This is a genomic window from Pseudomonas fragi, from assembly GCF_900105835.1.
Classification (GTDB): domain Bacteria; phylum Pseudomonadota; class Gammaproteobacteria; order Pseudomonadales; family Pseudomonadaceae; genus Aquipseudomonas; species Aquipseudomonas fragi.
In genome coordinates, this window is record NZ_LT629783.1 from 18013 (window position 1) to 34273 (window position 16261).

Here is a 16261-nt window from a genome sequence, read left to right on the forward strand (position 1 = left end):
GGCTATCATGCCGACCTTTTCGTGACAGTCCTTGCGCCAAATCAAGGATGCGCAGCCGGCCAATTCCTGCCCGCTGCCCAGGAGTAATTCAATGAACACCGTTTTTATGCACTGCCGGCCCGGGTTTGAAGGCGAAGTTTGCTCGGAAATTGCCGAGCATGCCGCCCGCCTTAATGTGTCTGGCTACGCCAAGGCCAAACCGGGCACTGCCTGTGCCGAGTTTGTGTGCACTGAAGAGGGCGGCGCCGAACGCCTGATGAACAATCTGCGTTTCGCCGAGCTGATCTTCCCGCGCCAATGGGCCCGTGGCGGCTTTGTCGACCTGCCGGAAACCGACCGGATCAGCGTCATTCTCGAGCACATGGCCGACTTCCCGGTGTGTGGCAGCCTGTGGCTGGAGTTGGTCGACACCAACGACGGCAAGGAACTGTCCAACTTCTGTAAAAAGTTCGACGGCCACCTGCGCAAGGCCTTGATCAAGGCCGGCAAGCTGACGGAAGAAGAGGACGCCAGCAAGCCGCGCCTGTTGCTGACCTTTAAAAGTGGCCGCGAAGTGTTTCTTGGCTTGGCTGCGGCCAACAACTCGGCCATGTGGCCGATGGGCATCCCGCGCCTGAAGTTCCCCCGCGAAGCGCCGAGCCGTTCGACCCTTAAGCTGGAAGAAGCCTGGCACCACTTTATTCCCCGCGATCAGTGGGACGAACGCCTGCACAGCGATATGACCGGCGTTGACCTGGGCGCTGCGCCGGGTGGCTGGACTTGGCAACTGGTTAACCGCGGCATGATCGTGACCGCCATCGACAATGGCCCGATGGCCGAGAGCCTGATGGACACCGGCCTGGTGCAGCACTTGATGGCCGATGGCTTTACCTTCAAGCCCAAGCAGCCGGTGGACTGGATGGTCTGCGACATCGTCGAGAAACCGGCGCGTAATGCGGCGATGCTTGAAGAGTGGATCGGCGAAGGCCATTGCCGCGAAGCGGTGGTCAACCTGAAACTGCCGATGAAACAGCGCTACGCCGAAGTGCGCCGCCTGCTCGACCGCATTGCCGACGGCTTCAAGGCCCGGGGCATCCAGGTTGAAATCGGCTGCAAGCAGCTGTACCACGACCGTGAAGAAGTAACCTGCCATTTGCGTCGAATCGACGTTAAAAAACCTAAATCTCGCTGATCGGGGAGTAACAGATGAGTTTTACCGACCTGCCGGTTGACGGCACCCTGGACGCTACCGGGCTGAACTGCCCAGAGCCGGTGATGATGTTGCACCAATACATCCGCGACCTGGCACCGGGCGGCTTGTTGAAAGTCATTGCGACGGATCCTTCGACCCGCCGCGACATCCCCAAGTTCTGCGTGTTTCTGGACCATGAGCTGGTGGGGCAGCAGGAAGAGGCGGGCAAGTACCTGTACTGGATTCGCAAGAAGCAGGATTGACAGGCTCCCACAGACATTGCACCGCACTTGTGGGAGCGGGCTTGCTCGCGATGCAGGCGCCACGGTCTGTCAGGCAAACCGCATGGAAGCCATCGCGGGCAAGCCCGGCTCCCACAGACATTGCACCGCACTTGTGGGAGCGGGCTTGCTCGCGATGCAGGCGCCACGGTCTGTCAGGCAAACCGCATTGAAGCCATCGCGGTCAAGACAGGCTTCCACAGGAATTGCGCCGTTCCCACAATCATTTATTTACTACGGCGGATATGCCTTTTCGCACTGCGCGCCAACCGCACGCCCAGCATCAGCGCAGCGCAGGTCAGGCCCACGATCAAACCCTGCCACAGCCCGCTCGGGCCATTGGCCGGGCCGAACCAGTCGGTCAGCCCCAGTGCATAGCCCACCGGCAAGCCAATCCCCCAATAAGCAAACAAGGTCAGGATCATCGTTACCCGCGTGTCCTGATAACCGCGCAGGGCACCGGCCGCAGTCACCTGGATCACGTCCGAGAACTGATACAGCGCGGCAAACATCAGCAGCATGGTCGCCACCTCGATCACCAGCGGGTCGGCGGTATAGACGGTGGCAATCTGTTGGCGCAACAGCAGGATCAGACTGGCAGAAATCGCCGCCCACACCAGTGCGGTGCCCATGCCCACGCCCGCCACAAAGCGTGCTTCGCGCGGCTGTTCACGGCCCAGGGCCTGGCCCACGCGTACGGTAATCGCCATGCCCAATGAGTACGGAATCATGAATACCAGCGAGCTGAAGTTCAGGGCGATTTGATGGCCCGCCACCACCGTGGCACCCAGGCTGCCAATCAACAGCGCAATCACCGCAAATATGCTCGACTCGGCAAAGACCGCGATGCCGATCGGCAAGCCCACGCTGAGCAAGCGCTTGAGGATCGACCAGTTTGGCCATTCAAAATGGCTGTAGACCTTGCTCGATTGGTAGATGGCGCCTCTATAAGTCCAGGCCACCATGCCAAGCGCCATAAACCACATCACAATGGCCGTGGCCCAGCCGCAGCCCACGCCACCCATTGCCGGAACGCCAAAGTGGCCATAGATAAAGATGTAGTTGATCGGGATATTCAGGGCCAGGGCGCTGAGCCCCAGGATCATGCTTGGCCGGGTTTTGCCCAGGCCATCACTGAAATTGCGCAACACGCAATACAGGCCCACGGCAGGCATGCCGCTGGCGATCCCGTGCAGGTACCCCATGCTGGGTGCAATCAGCTCCGGATCGACCTTCATCAGGTGCAACAGCGGTTCTGCGCCAATCAGGATCAGCGCCGCACACAAGCCGGTGATCAGGGCCAGCCACAAGGCCTGGCGTACGATCGGGCCGATTTCGCCGTGGGTATTGGCGCCAAAACGCTGGGCGACCTTGGGGGTGGTCGCCAGCAAAATACCCGACATCAGCAAAAACACTGGCACCCAGATCGAGTTGCCCAGTGCCACGGCGGCCAGGTCCCGCGGGCCGACGCGCCCGGCCATCACCGCATCGACAAAGCCCATGGCCGTGGTGGCGATTTGCGAAATGATGATGGGGAGCGCCAGCGCCAGCAGCGCGCGCACTTCGGTGCGCACCCGGGCCGGGCGGCTGACAGCAATGGAGGAGGAGGGTTGGGTCACAGAGTTCACAGGCTTGCATCCACAGGGTTAAACGCGCAAAGCCGGGGATTGTACGCCTGACCAAACGGTCAGTTAACACCGAGTTGTAGGCGCTTTGTAAACGTGCCGGCAAGTACCTGCACACCCGGCTGGCCCATTGCGCGTAACAACGCCTACACTGCCACTCCGCGAAAGGAGCCTGCCATGTTGATTGTTGCTGACGAAAATATTCCGCTGATTGAAGAATTTTTTGCTGACTTCGGTGAAATACGCCGCCTGCCGGGGCGCCAGATCAACCGCGCCGACGTCCACGATGCCGATGTTTTGCTGGTGCGCTCGGTGACCAAAGTGGACCGCGAGCTGCTCGAAGGCAGCGCAGTGCGGTTTGTCGGCACTTGTACCATCGGCACCGATCACCTGGCGCTGGACTACTTTCAGCAAGCCGGTATCCAGTGGTCCAGCGCCCCTGGCTGCAATGCGCGTGGGGTAGTGGACTATGTGCTGGGTAGCCTGCTGACCCTGGCTGAAATCGAAGGCGCCGACTTGACCCAGCGTACCTATGGCGTGGTTGGCGCCGGCGAAGTGGGCGGGCGGCTGGTTAACGTCCTGCGTGCATTGGGCTTCAATGTGCTGGTGTGCGACCCGGTGCGCCAGGCCGCTGAAGGCGGTGACTACGTCAGCCTTGAACAGATTATCGAGCAGTGCGATGTGCTCAGCCTGCATACGCCCCTGGACAAGGGCGGCGATTACCCGACCTGGCACTTGCTCGATCAGCAGCGCCTGGAGCAGTTGAAACCCGGCACCTGGCTGATCAACGCTAGTCGTGGGCCGGTGGTGGACAATGCCGCGCTGCGTGAAGTACTAACCCGCCGCGATGACCTGCAAGCGGTGCTGGACGTGTGGGAAGGCGAGCCGCAAGTGGACGTCGAACTGGCGGACTTGTGTGTGCTGGCGACCCCGCATATTGCCGGCTACAGCCTGGACGGCAAACAGCGCGGCACGGCGCAGATTTATCAGGCGTTGTGTGATTTCCTGGGCCATAGCCCAGAGGTCAAATTGGCCGACCTGTTGCCTGCACCCTGGCTGGCCAAGGTCGAACTGAGCGCCAGCAGCGACCCGGCCTGGGCCTTGGCGATGCTGTGCCGTGGCGTGTATGACCCGCGCCGTGACGATGCCGATTTTCGTCGCAGCCTGATCGGTACCGTGCAAGAGCAGAAGCTGGCCTTCGACGGCTTGCGCAAGCACTACCCGATTCGCCGTGAAATCGAAGGCTTGCAGGTGCATATCGAGGGCGAGTCAGTAGCCTTGAAGCAACTGGTAAAGGCCTTGGGCGCAGTGCCGGTCTGAGCCTGCGGGCATAAAAAAACCGGCCTTGGGTAACCAGGCCGGTCAGTGAAACGAATGCTGTGTGATCTTGGGATCAGTCTTTGCGTGAAGGCTTGACCAGACGTTGCTCCAGCTCGTGGCAGGCGTCCTGGATCATCGCTTCAGTGATCAGCACTTCCTGACCATTTTCGTCGATAAACGCGCACCCCAGAGATTGCTGTGGCTGGGTGCGAATAACCGGTACGGCTTGAGCGTTCTGTTGCAAATCCATGGCCTGTCTCCTCATCAGGGTGTAGCGCTACTGTAGATCCGTTTAATGACCAAGCTGTGACAAACTTGGCGACCACCCCAGTCCAACAGAAATATCCTGAAACTTCCAGCCCGACTTTAGAACATTACCGTCTAGGCTTTGTGGTTGCGGGTCATATTCAAAACGAGTGAGAAAGGTTTACCGGCCCGGGGCGAACTTCGTTGTAGGCTGTGCAGGCTTTTTACGCTTGTCCACTCTCTGGATACCTGCCGATGCTGTCTTCCCGTCACCGCCGCGCCATTCGTCTGGCCACCCATTTTATTGCGCCCTATCGCTGGCAAGCCTTTGGTGCGCTATTGGCTCTGATTGTCACGGCAGGCATCACCTTGTCGATGGGGCAGGGTATCCGGCTGCTGGTCGACAAGGGGTTTATGACCCAGTCGCCGCACCTGCTCAACCAGAGCATCGGATTTTTCCTGGTACTGGTGCTGGGTTTGTCTGTGGGTACCTTTGTGCGCTTTTATCTGGTGTCGTGGATCGGCGAGCGGGTGGTCGCCGATATCCGGCGCCAGGTGTTCAATCACCTGATCGGCTTGCACCCGGGGTTCTACGAGAACAACCGCAGCTCGGAAATCCAGTCCCGCCTGACGACCGACACCACTCTGCTGCAATCGGTGATCGGTTCTTCACTGTCGTTGTTCCTGCGCAACAGCCTGATGGTGATCGGCGGCGTGATCCTGTTGTTTGTCACCAACCCCAAGCTCACCAGTATCGTGGTGGTCGCTTTGCCGCTGGTACTGGTCCCGATTCTGTTTTTTGGCCGTCGGGTGCGCAGCCTGTCGCGCCAGAGCCAGGACCGGATCGCCGATGTCGGCAGTTATGTGGCCGAGGCCCTGAGCCAGATCAAGACGGTGCAGGCCTACAACCATCAACAGCAAGACCAGCAGCGCTTTGCCAGCACCGTCGAGCATGCGTTTGCCACTGCCCGCAAACGTATCCTGCAACGGGCCTGGCTGATTACCCTGGTGATCCTGCTGGTACTGGGGGCTGTGGGAGTGATGCTGTGGGTGGGCGGCATGGACGTGATCGCCGGGCGCATCACCGGCGGCGAGCTGGCCGCCTTTGTGTTTTACAGCCTGGTGGTTGGCAGTGCGTTCGGCACCTTGAGCGAGGTGATTGGCGAGCTGCAACAGGCGGCGGGGGCGGCTGAGCGGATCGCCGAACTGCTGCAGGCAAAAAGCCTGATCCTGGCACCGAGCACGGATTTGCGCGTGTTGCCCGCGCGGGTGGAAGGTCATCTTCAGCTGGAAAACCTGCGTTTTTCCTACCCCTCACGGCCAGAAAGCCATGCCATTGACGGCTTGAGCCTGACGGTCAATGCGGGAGAAACCCTGGCGCTGGTCGGGCCTTCGGGGGCAGGCAAGTCGACATTGTTTGACTTGTTGCTGCGCTTTTACGACCCCCAGCAAGGCCGGATTCTGCTGGAAGGCCAACCGATCACCCAGCTTGACCCGCAGGACTTGCGTCGCTGCTTTGCCCTGGTGTCGCAAACCCCGGCGCTATTTTTTGGCAGCATTGAAGACAACATTCGCTACGGCAATGCCGGGGCCAGTGACGAGCAAGTCCAGGCGGCGGCCCGCATTGCCCATGCCCACGACTTTATCCTGCAAATGCCCGAGGGTTATAAAACCCATTTGGGAGATGGCGGCCTGGGGTTGTCGGGAGGGCAACGCCAGCGTCTGGCAATTGCCCGGGCGTTGCTGGTGGATGCGCCGATCCTGTTGCTGGACGAGGCTACCAGTGCGCTTGATGCCCAGAGCGAGCATTTAATCCAGCAGGCTTTGCCCAGCCTGATGCGGGGGCGTACAACGCTGGTGATCGCCCATCGTCTGGCCACTGTGCAGAATGCTGACCGTATCGCGGTGATGGACCAGGGCAAACTGGTTGCCATCGGCACCCACGCCCAATTGATCGCCAGCAACCCGCTGTATGCGCGGCTGGCGGCGTTGCAGTTCAATGCGACGGTCTAGTGTGGGAGTTGGCTTGCCTGCGATGCAGGCAATGCGGTCTATCAGTGAAATCGCGGTGCTGCCATCGCGAGCAAGCCCGCTCCCACAGGGGTTTGGCCTTAGCGGTACTCACACAGGTAAGCGGTATCCACTGCGACCTTGAGCTGGAACTTGCTGTTGGCCGGCACATTGAACTGGCTGCCGGTCTTGAAGGTTTCATACTCGCTACTGCCCGGCAGCTTGACGCTCAGCTCGCCGGAGACCACATGCATGATTTCACGTTCGGCAGTACCGAACTCGTATTCGCCCGCAGCCATGACGCCAATAGTGGCCTTGCCTTCGGTTTGGGCGAAGGCAATCGACTTGACGGTGCCGTCGAAGTATTCGTTGACTTTAAACATGGCGATTCCTCGGAATGGGCTAAAAAGGGCTGGCCAGTATGCAGAAGCGGTTTTATCCCGTCACGCCCTTTTGTGGCCCTAGCCCTTGAGCACCAGCGGCAATAAACGCGCGGTATTACGCGCGTCTTCCAGCGCCCGGTGCTGCTGGCCACTGAACTGCATCCCGGCCAGTTGCAGGGCGCTGTTAAGGCCCAGCGGCTGCTTTAACTGGCGGGCCCTGGCAAATTGCTGCTTGAGGTTCATGTGCGGCAATTGCTGCAGGGCGCTGTGCAGTTGCTGTTGGCGCCATTCCTGCTCCAGCTGTTTGCGGTCGTATTCGCCCCAGCTGGCCCAGCCTTCCAGTTTGGGCAGGTGCTGGCCCAACCAGCGTTCGAACTGTTCCCACACCTGCGTCATCGGTGCCCCCGCATCAATATTGGCCTGGGTGATGCGGGTCAGTTGGCGGCAAAAAGGCGTCAACAGGGGGCGCCGTTGCGGGCGAATGAAACGCTGGAAATGATCCACCTCACGCCCCGCGCGGGTGACCACGCTGGCGCCGATTTCAATCACTTCCATTTCCTCCAGGGGCCAGCCGCCATCATCGGTAGTGGCTTCCAGGTCAATTACCAGCCAGTGAGGCATGTGCAGCTTCCTTTAACAGCATCGGCGTGAAGTGGGAGCGTAGCTAAAACCCGGGGCCAGGCGCTTATTTTGTAGTGGGCCGGCAGGGGGCTTGCTTGCTAGTCTATATGCGCTTTAATGATGTGCGTGCCCGATCTCAGGTCGCGTGTCGATCAATAAGTTCCAGCCCGGGGCGGCGTCAGGTGCGTATGGTTTTGAAGTGTTCGCCGCTACAGTTGGCCCACAGCCTGTTGCTGACCCTCGGTATGGTCTGGCTGACACCGGTGTGGTGCGCCCAGGAAGTACGGGTGGGTGCTGCGCATTTTCCGCCGTATACCGTACGCCCCGAACGCGGCGTCGACACCGGCTTGCTGTCGCAACTGCTCGATGCCCTCAACCAGTTGCAGGACGACTACCGATTTGTCCTGGTACCCAGTTCTGTGCCGCGACGTGTGCGCGATTTCGAGCGGGGGCGGGTGGACATGCTGATGTTCGAGAACCCGGCCTGGGGCTGGCAGGCGTTCTCTTACGTTGCCGTTGATATGGGGCTGGAAGACGCTGAAGTGTTTGTTGCCCGCCAGCAGCCTGATCGTCAGCAAAGCTATTTTGATGATTTGAGCGGCAAGCGCCTTGCGCTGTTCAGCGGCTATCACTACGCCTTTGCCGGGTTCAACCCGGCACCCAAGTACCTTGCCGAAACGTTTGCGGCAACCCTGACCTATTCCCACGAAAGCAATCTGTTGATGGTGTTGCGCGGTCGTGCGGATATTGCCTTGATGACCCGCTCCAACCTGATCGAGATGTTGCGCAGCGACCCTGAGACCCGTTCGCGGGTGATGGTGTCCGAACGGGTCGACCAGACCTATCGTCATTACGCCTTGCTGCGGCCAGAAGCACCAATCCAGAGCCGCAATTTTGCCCAGATGATGCAAAAGCTGCGTGACAACGGCCAGCTGCAAGCTATTTTTGCACCTTACAAGATTGCCGTGGTGGGGATGTAGGGAGGGGATTTTGCGCCGGCTTCGCCGCCGATCGCAGCCTTCGGCAGCGGCTACAGGTTATGTCAGCCTTTGTTGGCGCAGCAGTATCAACGCCGCGCGTAGGTATCGGCGTGAGTGCCCGACACTTCGCGGCAATGGATCAAGGCATCGCGAATCATGAAGTTGACCAGGGTCGGCGACACGCCCAGTTCCTTGGCGATGTCCTTTTGCTGCACGCCGTGCAGGCGATACATCTCGAAGGCATAGCGGGTGCGGCTCGGCAATTCGGTGAGCGCCACTGCGATATGTTCCAGGGTCGAGAAATTGATCAGCGAGGCTTCCGGCGAAGCGCCGTGGATCACCACATTGAGGCCTTCTTCTTCGGTGCCCGAGTATTTTTGCTCCAGCGCCTGCTTGCGGTAGTGGTCGATCGCCAGGTTACGCACGATCTGGAACAGGTAGCTGAGCTGGGCCTTGAAGGACGAGGTGATCTGCGGTGCGGACTGCAAACGGAAGAAGGCATCCTGCACCACATCTTCAGCCCTGTAGCGGCAGCCGGTGATGCGGGCTGCAATTTTGACCAGCACCAGCCGGTTATCGACAAAGGCTTGAAGTAGGGGTGAGTCGCACTTGCCTGTGGACATGGGTTCCGTCATGGAGATCACCTGCTGCGAATGAGTGAGTGAGGACCTCTTCGTGGGAGGCGTCCTACACAGCTGTTCACAAGCTAGGCTTAATGATAATGATTGTCAATTGAGAAACAGAATTAATCGCACCTTAAAAGGGCGAACTGAGACCTGGCTCACGCCGGCGCTGGCGAGGCTGCGATCCCGTGCCCCGGCGATCGCAGCCTGCGGGTTTTACTTGGGCCCGAGGATCTGCACCAGCTTGTCCGGCGACGGCGCGCCTTGCTGCTGTTGCAGGTTGCCTTTTTCGTCGAGATAGAAAATGGCCGGGGTGGCCGCCACATCCAGTTCCTCCATCAACTGCGCGTTGGCATCGAGCTTGGCCTGTACGTCAGCCGGGATTTTCGCCAGGGGCTTGAGGGTGCTGGCCTTGCCGGCTTTCTCGTGTTCGTGAAGGGCTTGCTGCGGGTCTTTGGCGGCCAGTAGAGCCGCGGATTTGGCCGGGCTGTCTTCGCGGATGATGCCTACCATGATATGGCGCAGTTGCACCTTGCCCGAGTCGACCCAGGGGCGGGCCTGCTCCCAGAACATGTTGCAGTACGGGCAGTTCGGGTCACTGAACAGGTACACGATGCGCGGCGCATCGGCCTTGCCGTCAGCAATCCAGTTGCTCTTTTCCATCTCGGCCCACACCTGCTTGGCCATTGGCTCGTACACCAGTTTTTGCAGGGGGGCCAGGCTCAAGTCCTTGCCGTCGGCGTCATACAGGTTGCCCACCAGTACGTTGCCGTCGGGGGTCAGGTACAGCGCCATGCCACGGTTCTGGTACTGGGCGGCGTAACCACGCAAGCCGCCGGGGGCATCGAAACTGCCGATGATCTTGGCGCCCTTGGCTTCAATCTTCTTGATTGCCGGCGGCAGCTCTTCGGCTTGCAGCGCAGGCGATTGCAGGAGCGCGGCACCCAGCAGGGTAGCCATGCTCAGGGTTAGCAATTTGCGGTTAAACATGTGTGCTGATTCCTGGCAGGGTCGGCCTGTTGGGCCGACATTGAAGTGTTCAGGTTGAAAGGCTCCATCGCCCGGGCCAGGCTGGCTTTTGACAGCTCGCCCAAATGGCTGCCCAGCAGCCGGCCATCCGCGCTATAGAACAGCGTAGTCGGCAGGGCCATGGAGCCGACCTTTTGTGCCAGTTGACCGCCGCTGTCGAACAGCACGTTGCTCAGGTTCAAGCCCTGGGTTTCAAGGAAGGTGCTGACACTCTGCATGCTTTCACCCTGATTGACGAACAGGAACGTCACGTTCTGATGCTCGTGCTGGGCGTTTTGCAGCACCGGCATTTCCCGGCGGCATGGCGGGCACCAGGTGGCCCACAGGTTGATCACCAGCGGGCCGCCCTGATAGCTGCTCAACTGCACCGACTCGCCATTGGCATTGCGCAACACCAGTTCTGGCAGGCGCGTGCCTTTTTCGTAGAGGTTGCTTGAAAGGCTGGCCAGCAGCCAGAACGCCAGGCCGCTGGCCAGCCCCCAGCCCAGGGGGCGGCGCAACCCGGCGCGGCGCCAGCCCCAGATGAGCGCGCCGACCAGCACTGCCAACAGCCCTGGCCACAGTAAAAAACCGCCATCGCGCAGGTCGAGAATTTGCAGCGGGTCGTCCTTGAAGTAGCGCCAGTAGCTGAGCACAAAGCCGATGCGTGCGCTCAGCAAACCCAGTAAAAACAGGCTGAACAGCACTGACTCCGGGTTTTCACCACCGCGCTTGGCCACCCGCCAGCCCACCAGTGTCGCCAGGGCAAGGGCCAGGATCAGCAGCAAGTGATTGATGGCCAGCGCAAACGAACCGATGGTCAGGGTGAGCATTTAGAGGAGTTCCCGAGTGGCGTTCCAGTTATTCAAAAAGGTCTGGGCGTTGACTTCGCCAGTGATGCGTTGCCCGCGACGCTCAACGCCATTGGGGCCGATCCAGATAAAACTGGGCGGGCCGGGTACTTGATAGCGGCTGAGCAGCTCGCGGCTGGCGACATTATCGGCGGTTACGTCAAGACGCAACAGGCGCACGCCTTGCAGGGCATCCATCACCTGGGGTTTGGCAAATACCTGTTTTTCCATGACCTTGCACGACACGCACCAGTCGGCGTAGTAATCGAGCATTACCCATTGGCCTTCGGCCTTGGCGCTTGCCAACTCGCGGTCCAGGCTGGCCGGGTCCTTGATGGTGATAAAGGTGTAATGGGCGGTATTGGCCGAAGCGCCTGCCACGGTTTTGGCGGTATACACCTGCAGCGGTTGCCACAGTTCGGTGCCGCCCCCCGCGGCGCCCACCAGCAGCAGGCTGCCCCACAATCCTGCCAGCAGGCTGAGCGGGCTGAACAGAGGTCTGGCGCGCAGGAATACCTGCGCCTGCTGCCACAGGCTGCAGGCCAGCACGATCAGCAGCACGCCCCACAGGCCCAGCCACAACGACTCGGCGAGCACCGGACGCACCAGCAACAACGCGGTGCCCAGGAACAGGAAACCGAACAGGCCCTTCATCAGGTTCATCCACGCACCTGGCTTGGGCAGGAAACGGCTGCCCACGGTCACCAGCAACAACAGCGGTACGCCGATGCCCAGGCCCATTACAAACAGCACCAAGCCGCCTTCAACCGCATTGCCGCTTTGCGCGATATACAGCAGGGCACCCGCCAGCGGCGCGGTCATGCAGGGGCCTACCAGCAAGCCCGAGAGGGCCCCCAAAATACCTGCACCCAACAGGCTGCCGCCTTTGCGGCCGCGCCCGGCAGTTTCCAGGCGGTCGCGCAGGGCGGCGGGCAATTGCAGCTCGAAAAAGCCGAACATCGGCAGCGCCAGTATCACGAACAGCGCGGCGAAACTGCCCAGCAGCCAGGGTTGTTGCAGCAGGGCCTGCAAATTGGCGCCCAGCAGCGCTGCCAGTACACCCAGCCCGGCATAGACCAGTGCCATGCTGATCACATAACTGCCGGCCACGGCAAAACCGCGCCCGGGTGTGGCGCCACTGCCCACTACCAGCCCGGCCAGAATCGGCAGCATGGGCAGCGAGCACGGTGTAAAGGCCAGCAACAGGCCCAGGCCGAAGAACAGCAGCAGGCTCCAGCCCAATGAGCGCTGTTGCAATGTGGTCGCCAGTGACTGGTCCTGGGCCTGACCCTCCACGCTAGCTGCCTGGGTGCCACCCAAGTCGACAGCCTGGCTTTGTGGCGGGTAGCACAGGCCGGCATCGGCGCAGCCTTGCCAACTGACCTTGACCTGACCGCTGGCTCCCGCCGGGATCACGATTGCAACGCTGTCACGATAAACCTGGGTGGCGCCAAAAAACTCATCACTGTGCTCCAGCCCTTGTGGCAATACAGGCGTGTGCGCGGCGTCGAGCCCGTCAAATCTGAAACGTTTTTTATACAGATAGTAGCTGTCGGCAATCTTCCACTGCAGGCGGGTCTCGCCGGAGGGCAGGTGCTCGCTGCTGAATACAAACGCCTTGCCTACCGGCAAAAAGTCAGCTTGTTGTGCAAACGGGTCTTCACTGGCGTATGCCTGGCTAAAACCCGTGAACATCAACAAGAAAAAGATAAACAAACGAGACATGCGCCAGACCTTGGTGTTTACGAATAGAGCCCACCTTGGGGGGTGTCGATTAACCGAGTGTTAATGCTTGGTCGGCCGAGGTTATTGCAGGGTCAGCGTAAACAGGTGCGCAAGCGAAACTCGGATAGCAGCGGGTATTGTTGGCGCCACTCATGGGCAGCTCTTTTGGCAGCAGCAATCTGCTCAGTGCTCAACTCGGATTCGAGGTGTGCAAGTTTGTTCGGGATATTGTAGGGGTTGTGGCCTCGACCCTTGATCTGGTTAACCAGCCATAAAAGGGCATACCCCTTTACATAGTCGGCCTCGAATCCGCTGAGGGTGTCGTTATGGGAGTCATCGCTGTTCATGCCGCTCAATGCCAGACCATACTGTTGAACCGCATTGATGCTGCCTGCCTGGGCCTCCCTGATTCGCCATTGTTGAATAAACGGATAATTATTGCGGTTTTCAATGTGGTTCGCGTACCAATACATGGCAGGCGGGTATCCGCCATTGGCCGAGCTGGCGATCAATTCGTATACGGTGTCTAGCGGATCTGCTCCGTCCGTCACCAGTGCCGGGTCTTTATCGTAGAGAGTGGCCAACAGATATTGAGCAATGGCATGCCCGGTTGCAGCAGCATGTTTTAGCCAGGCCAGATCTCTGGTTAGCGCATACATGTTCAAGATTGCCTCGGGGTCGTGGTTGCGGACGCCGCTTTCGAGTTGCCTGTGTGCTCTTGCTTCCCAGGCATTACCTCTCAGGCGCAGCATCGCGTCTATATTTCCTTGCTCGGCAGATGCTTCATAAAGAGGCAAGTACCGGGCCTTTTGGTTGTCCTCCAGCGTTTCGATCAGCTGTGTAGCCCGTGCAACCAGTTGCGAGTAAAACTCCCCCGGACGATCAATTTGCAAGATTCTCTCAATCTGCTGTTTGAGCGTAGTGATTTGGTTCGAGTTTTCAGAAGGGGTGTGTTCAATGATATCGGCCAGCGCAAACTGAGCGTCGGCATTACCTGTTGTTGCAGGCAACTGTAAAAACTGTTCGGCATGCTTCAAAGCTCCGAGGTTATAAAGGCGCATGCCTTTTTCATGTAGCAGGGTGTAGGTGGGTAGCCCTTCGAGGAGCCAGGAAAATTCATCAGTGAATACCTGCATACAAGTACCTTTTAAGTGTGGATGGACAGGCGTTCAGGGTAGGGCTGCATCTGAGATGCTGTGCACTACATATATAACGCCGGGTGGCGTAGTCAGGAGGCATGATGTCTGGCTCCACGGCATAATCCGCCCTTAATCCCACGACCTTTTAATCGGCTCATTTACGCGGGTATCAGCATGCATGTACTGGTTTGCGAAGACGACGAACTGATTGCCAGCGGCATCAAGGCCGGGCTGACGGCCCAGGGCCTGACGGTGGAACATGTGGCCAGTGCCGGCGCGGCACGGGCCATGCTCAAGGCCGCCGAGTTCGATGTGATGGTGCTCGACCTGGGCCTGCCCGACGAAGATGGTCTCAAGCTGCTGCAACAGTTGCGTCAGCAGGGCCTTGAGTTGCCGGTGCTGATCCTGACCGCCCGTGACTCGGTCACCGACCGCGTGGACGGCTTGCAGGCCGGGGCCGACGACTACCTGCTCAAGCCATTTGACCTGCGCGAGCTGGCTGCCCGCCTGCACACCCTGCTGCGCCGTGTCGCAGGCCGCAGTGTCAACCTGATCGAGCATGGCCCCCTGAGCTACGACCCCAGCAGCCGCGTGACCTTGCTGGCGGGCCAGCCGGTAGACTTGTCCCGCCGTGAACAGGCGCTGCTGCAAGCCTTGCTGCATAACCGCGGGCGGGTACTGTCCAGCGATCAGCTCAAGGACAGCATCTACGGCTTTGGTGATGAACTGGAGAGCAACGCCCTGAACGTACATATCCATCATCTGCGGCGCAAATTGGGCAACGGTATTGTCGAAACCGTGCGCGGCCTGGGCTATCGCCTCGGCCCTGCCGATGGCGCAGAGCCCCAAGCTTGATGAGCCTGCGCCTGCGGTTGAGCCTGACCATCGGCTCGGCGTTTGTGCTGGTCTGGGCCCTGGCGGCGGCCTGGATGCTCAGCGACCTGCGTCAGCAGATGATGTTTTCCCTTGACCAGCGCCTGGTGGCTTCGGCACGCATGGTCGCCGGGTTGCTGGAGCAGTTGCCGCAATTGCCGGTAAAAGGTGAGGGCACCCATTTCAGTGCCGAGCAACTGACCATCCCTGGCGGCATGGCCTGCCAGGTCAGCTCCTTGCGCGGCGAGATCCTGGCCCGCAGCCACAACAACCCGGACCAGCCGATGCAGTCCCAGGCGGCGGGCTTTCATGATCAGGTCATCGATGGCGCCACCTGGCGCACCTTCACCCTGGACCGTGGTGATGTACGCATCACCACGGCTGACCGCCAGGTCGAGCGCGAGGCCTTGAACCTGTCGGTGCTGCTGGCGGCCTCGGTGCCGGTGGGCATGGCGCTGATCGTCTGCCTGCTGCTGCTGTGGCTGGGGATTGGCCAGGGGCTGGCGCCGCTCAGCCGAATGCGTGATGCCCTGATGCGCCGCGACGCCGACTCCTTGCAGCCGTTGAACATTTCACCGCTGCCCAGTGAGCTGAAGCCGCTGCTCGATTCCCAGAACCAGTTGTTTGCCCGTATCGCCAGGACCATCGAGCGCGAGCGTCGCCTCACCGGGGATGCCGCCCACGAACTGCGTAGCCCGCTGACCGCGATCAAGACCCACCTGCAAGTGGCGCGCATGACCGAGGGTGAGGCCCGTGAACAGTCGCTGGCCCATGCCGAAGCAGGCGCCGACCGCCTGCACCGCACCCTGGAGCAATTGCTCCTGCTGGCGCGGGTCGAGGGTAGCCTGTCGTTTGATGACGGGGTCAATTGCTCGGCAGGGCAAGTGGCGCATTTCGCGGTTCATGATGCGGCGGCGGGCGAGGGTGAGCGGATCCGCCTGCACCTGCCGCCCGAGCTGCCGGACACGGCGCTTGAAGTGCCTTCGGTGCTGGCCATCGCTGCGCTGCGCAACTTGCTGGACAACGCCTTGCGCCACACCCCGGCGGGTACCCAGGTCGAGTTGACGGTGAGCGTTGACGGCCCGCAGGTCAAATACCAGGTGCGCGACCACGGCCCCGGCATCCCTGCCGAAACCCTGCAGCACATGACCCAGCGCTTCTGGCGTAATGGCAACAGCAATGGTTGCGGCCTGGGCCTGGCGATCGTGCAGGCGATTGTCGAGCGTTGCCGCTGTGAACTGAGCTTCGACAGCCAGCCCGATGGCTTGCGGGTTGAATTGCGCATGCCGCTGAAAAGGAGCGCGTGAGGCGCATCATCTGTGGGAGCGGGCTTGATCGCGATACAGGCAACGCGGTCTTGCAGGTCGGTCGAGGCCATGCCATCGCGAGCAAGCCCGCTCCCGAA

General features: G+C 60.4%; 16 protein-coding genes. 7 read left to right on the forward strand and 9 right to left on the reverse strand.

What is annotated here, in order from left to right; all coding sequences use genetic code 11:
- Positions 1–91: 91 nt before the first annotated feature.
- Together rlmM and tusA are read left to right on the forward strand one after the other, a co-directional pair.
- The gene (gene rlmM, locus BLU25_RS00090; protein WP_016780314.1) at positions 92–1171 is read left to right on the forward strand and encodes a 23S rRNA (cytidine(2498)-2'-O)-methyltransferase RlmM; all 1080 of its coding nucleotides are present in this window, start codon (positions 92–94) and stop codon (positions 1169–1171) included.
- A gap of 14 nt (positions 1172–1185) precedes the next feature.
- Positions 1186–1434, forward strand: coding sequence for a sulfurtransferase TusA (tusA, locus tag BLU25_RS00095; RefSeq protein WP_016780315.1), 249 nt, complete (start codon positions 1186–1188; stop codon positions 1432–1434).
- Between the two features lie 245 nt (positions 1435–1679).
- On the opposite strand, the gene BLU25_RS00100 is transcribed toward tusA, so the two are convergent.
- On the reverse strand, positions 1680–3080 hold the full coding sequence (locus tag BLU25_RS00100) for an MATE family efflux transporter (RefSeq protein ID WP_016780316.1): 1401 nt from the start codon (positions 3078–3080) through the stop codon (positions 1680–1682).
- A 174-nt stretch (positions 3081–3254) separates the two neighbouring features.
- On the opposite strand from BLU25_RS00100, the gene pdxB reads away from it, so the two are divergent.
- Positions 3255–4397, forward strand: coding sequence for a 4-phosphoerythronate dehydrogenase PdxB (gene pdxB / locus BLU25_RS00105; protein WP_016780317.1), 1143 nt, complete (start codon positions 3255–3257; stop codon positions 4395–4397).
- A gap of 73 nt (positions 4398–4470) precedes the next feature.
- Here the strand turns inward: pdxB and BLU25_RS23510 are convergent, their stop codons facing one another.
- Positions 4471–4647 (reverse strand): PA1571 family protein, encoded by a 177-nt coding sequence (locus BLU25_RS23510; RefSeq protein WP_016780318.1) that lies wholly within the window; start codon positions 4645–4647, stop codon positions 4471–4473.
- A 245-nt stretch (positions 4648–4892) separates the two neighbouring features.
- On the opposite strand from BLU25_RS23510, the gene BLU25_RS00110 reads away from it, so the two are divergent.
- A complete protein-coding gene (locus BLU25_RS00110; protein WP_169716030.1) occupies positions 4893–6656 on the forward strand; it encodes an ABC transporter transmembrane domain-containing protein in 1764 nt (587 codons plus the stop codon).
- A 98-nt stretch (positions 6657–6754) separates the two neighbouring features.
- Here the strand turns inward: BLU25_RS00110 and ppnP are convergent, their stop codons facing one another.
- On the reverse strand, positions 6755–7036 hold the full coding sequence (ppnP, locus tag BLU25_RS00115; protein ID WP_016780320.1) for a pyrimidine/purine nucleoside phosphorylase: 282 nt from the start codon (positions 7034–7036) through the stop codon (positions 6755–6757).
- 78 nt (positions 7037–7114) lie between these two features.
- Positions 7115–7657, reverse strand: coding sequence for a 3'-5' exonuclease (locus tag BLU25_RS00120; RefSeq protein ID WP_016780321.1), 543 nt, complete (start codon positions 7655–7657; stop codon positions 7115–7117).
- Between the two features lie 188 nt (positions 7658–7845).
- Between BLU25_RS00120 and BLU25_RS00125 the strand changes: the two genes are divergently transcribed.
- The gene (locus BLU25_RS00125; RefSeq protein WP_016780322.1) at positions 7846–8637 is read left to right on the forward strand and encodes a substrate-binding periplasmic protein; all 792 of its coding nucleotides are present in this window, start codon (positions 7846–7848) and stop codon (positions 8635–8637) included.
- An 86-nt stretch (positions 8638–8723) separates the two neighbouring features.
- Here the strand turns inward: BLU25_RS00125 and BLU25_RS00130 are convergent, their stop codons facing one another.
- The 5 genes from BLU25_RS00130 to BLU25_RS00150 all read right to left on the reverse strand — a co-directional run bounded on the left by BLU25_RS00130 (position 8724) and on the right by BLU25_RS00150 (position 13980).
- Positions 8724–9272 (reverse strand): RNA polymerase factor sigma-70, encoded by a 549-nt coding sequence (locus BLU25_RS00130; RefSeq protein WP_016780323.1) that lies wholly within the window; start codon positions 9270–9272, stop codon positions 8724–8726.
- Between the two features lie 204 nt (positions 9273–9476).
- Positions 9477–10250, reverse strand: a complete 774-nt coding sequence (gene dsbG, locus BLU25_RS00135) for a thiol:disulfide interchange protein DsbG (protein ID WP_016780324.1) — start codon at positions 10248–10250, stop codon at positions 9477–9479.
- Positions 10229–11101 carry a TlpA disulfide reductase family protein gene (locus BLU25_RS00140; protein WP_016780325.1) on the reverse strand — a complete coding sequence of 291 codons (873 nt, stop codon included), beginning with the start codon at positions 11099–11101 and terminating at the stop codon, positions 10229–10231. The genes dsbG and BLU25_RS00140 overlap by 22 nt, the downstream gene beginning before the upstream one ends.
- Positions 11102–12844, reverse strand: coding sequence for a protein-disulfide reductase DsbD (dsbD, locus tag BLU25_RS00145; protein ID WP_083369458.1), 1743 nt, complete (start codon positions 12842–12844; stop codon positions 11102–11104).
- Positions 12845–12936: 92 nt separating this feature from the next.
- Positions 12937–13980, reverse strand: coding sequence for an SEL1-like repeat protein (locus tag BLU25_RS00150; protein WP_016780327.1), 1044 nt, complete (start codon positions 13978–13980; stop codon positions 12937–12939).
- A gap of 177 nt (positions 13981–14157) precedes the next feature.
- Between BLU25_RS00150 and BLU25_RS00155 the strand changes: the two genes are divergently transcribed.
- Both BLU25_RS00155 and BLU25_RS00160 read left to right on the forward strand, forming a co-directional pair.
- Positions 14158–14838, forward strand: coding sequence for a response regulator (locus tag BLU25_RS00155; RefSeq protein WP_016780328.1), 681 nt, complete (start codon positions 14158–14160; stop codon positions 14836–14838).
- Entirely contained in the window at positions 14835–16163 is a 1329-nt protein-coding gene (locus BLU25_RS00160) for an ATP-binding protein (protein ID WP_029611344.1), read from the forward strand. The genes BLU25_RS00155 and BLU25_RS00160 overlap by 4 nt, the downstream gene beginning before the upstream one ends.
- Positions 16164–16261: the final 98 nt, after the last annotated feature.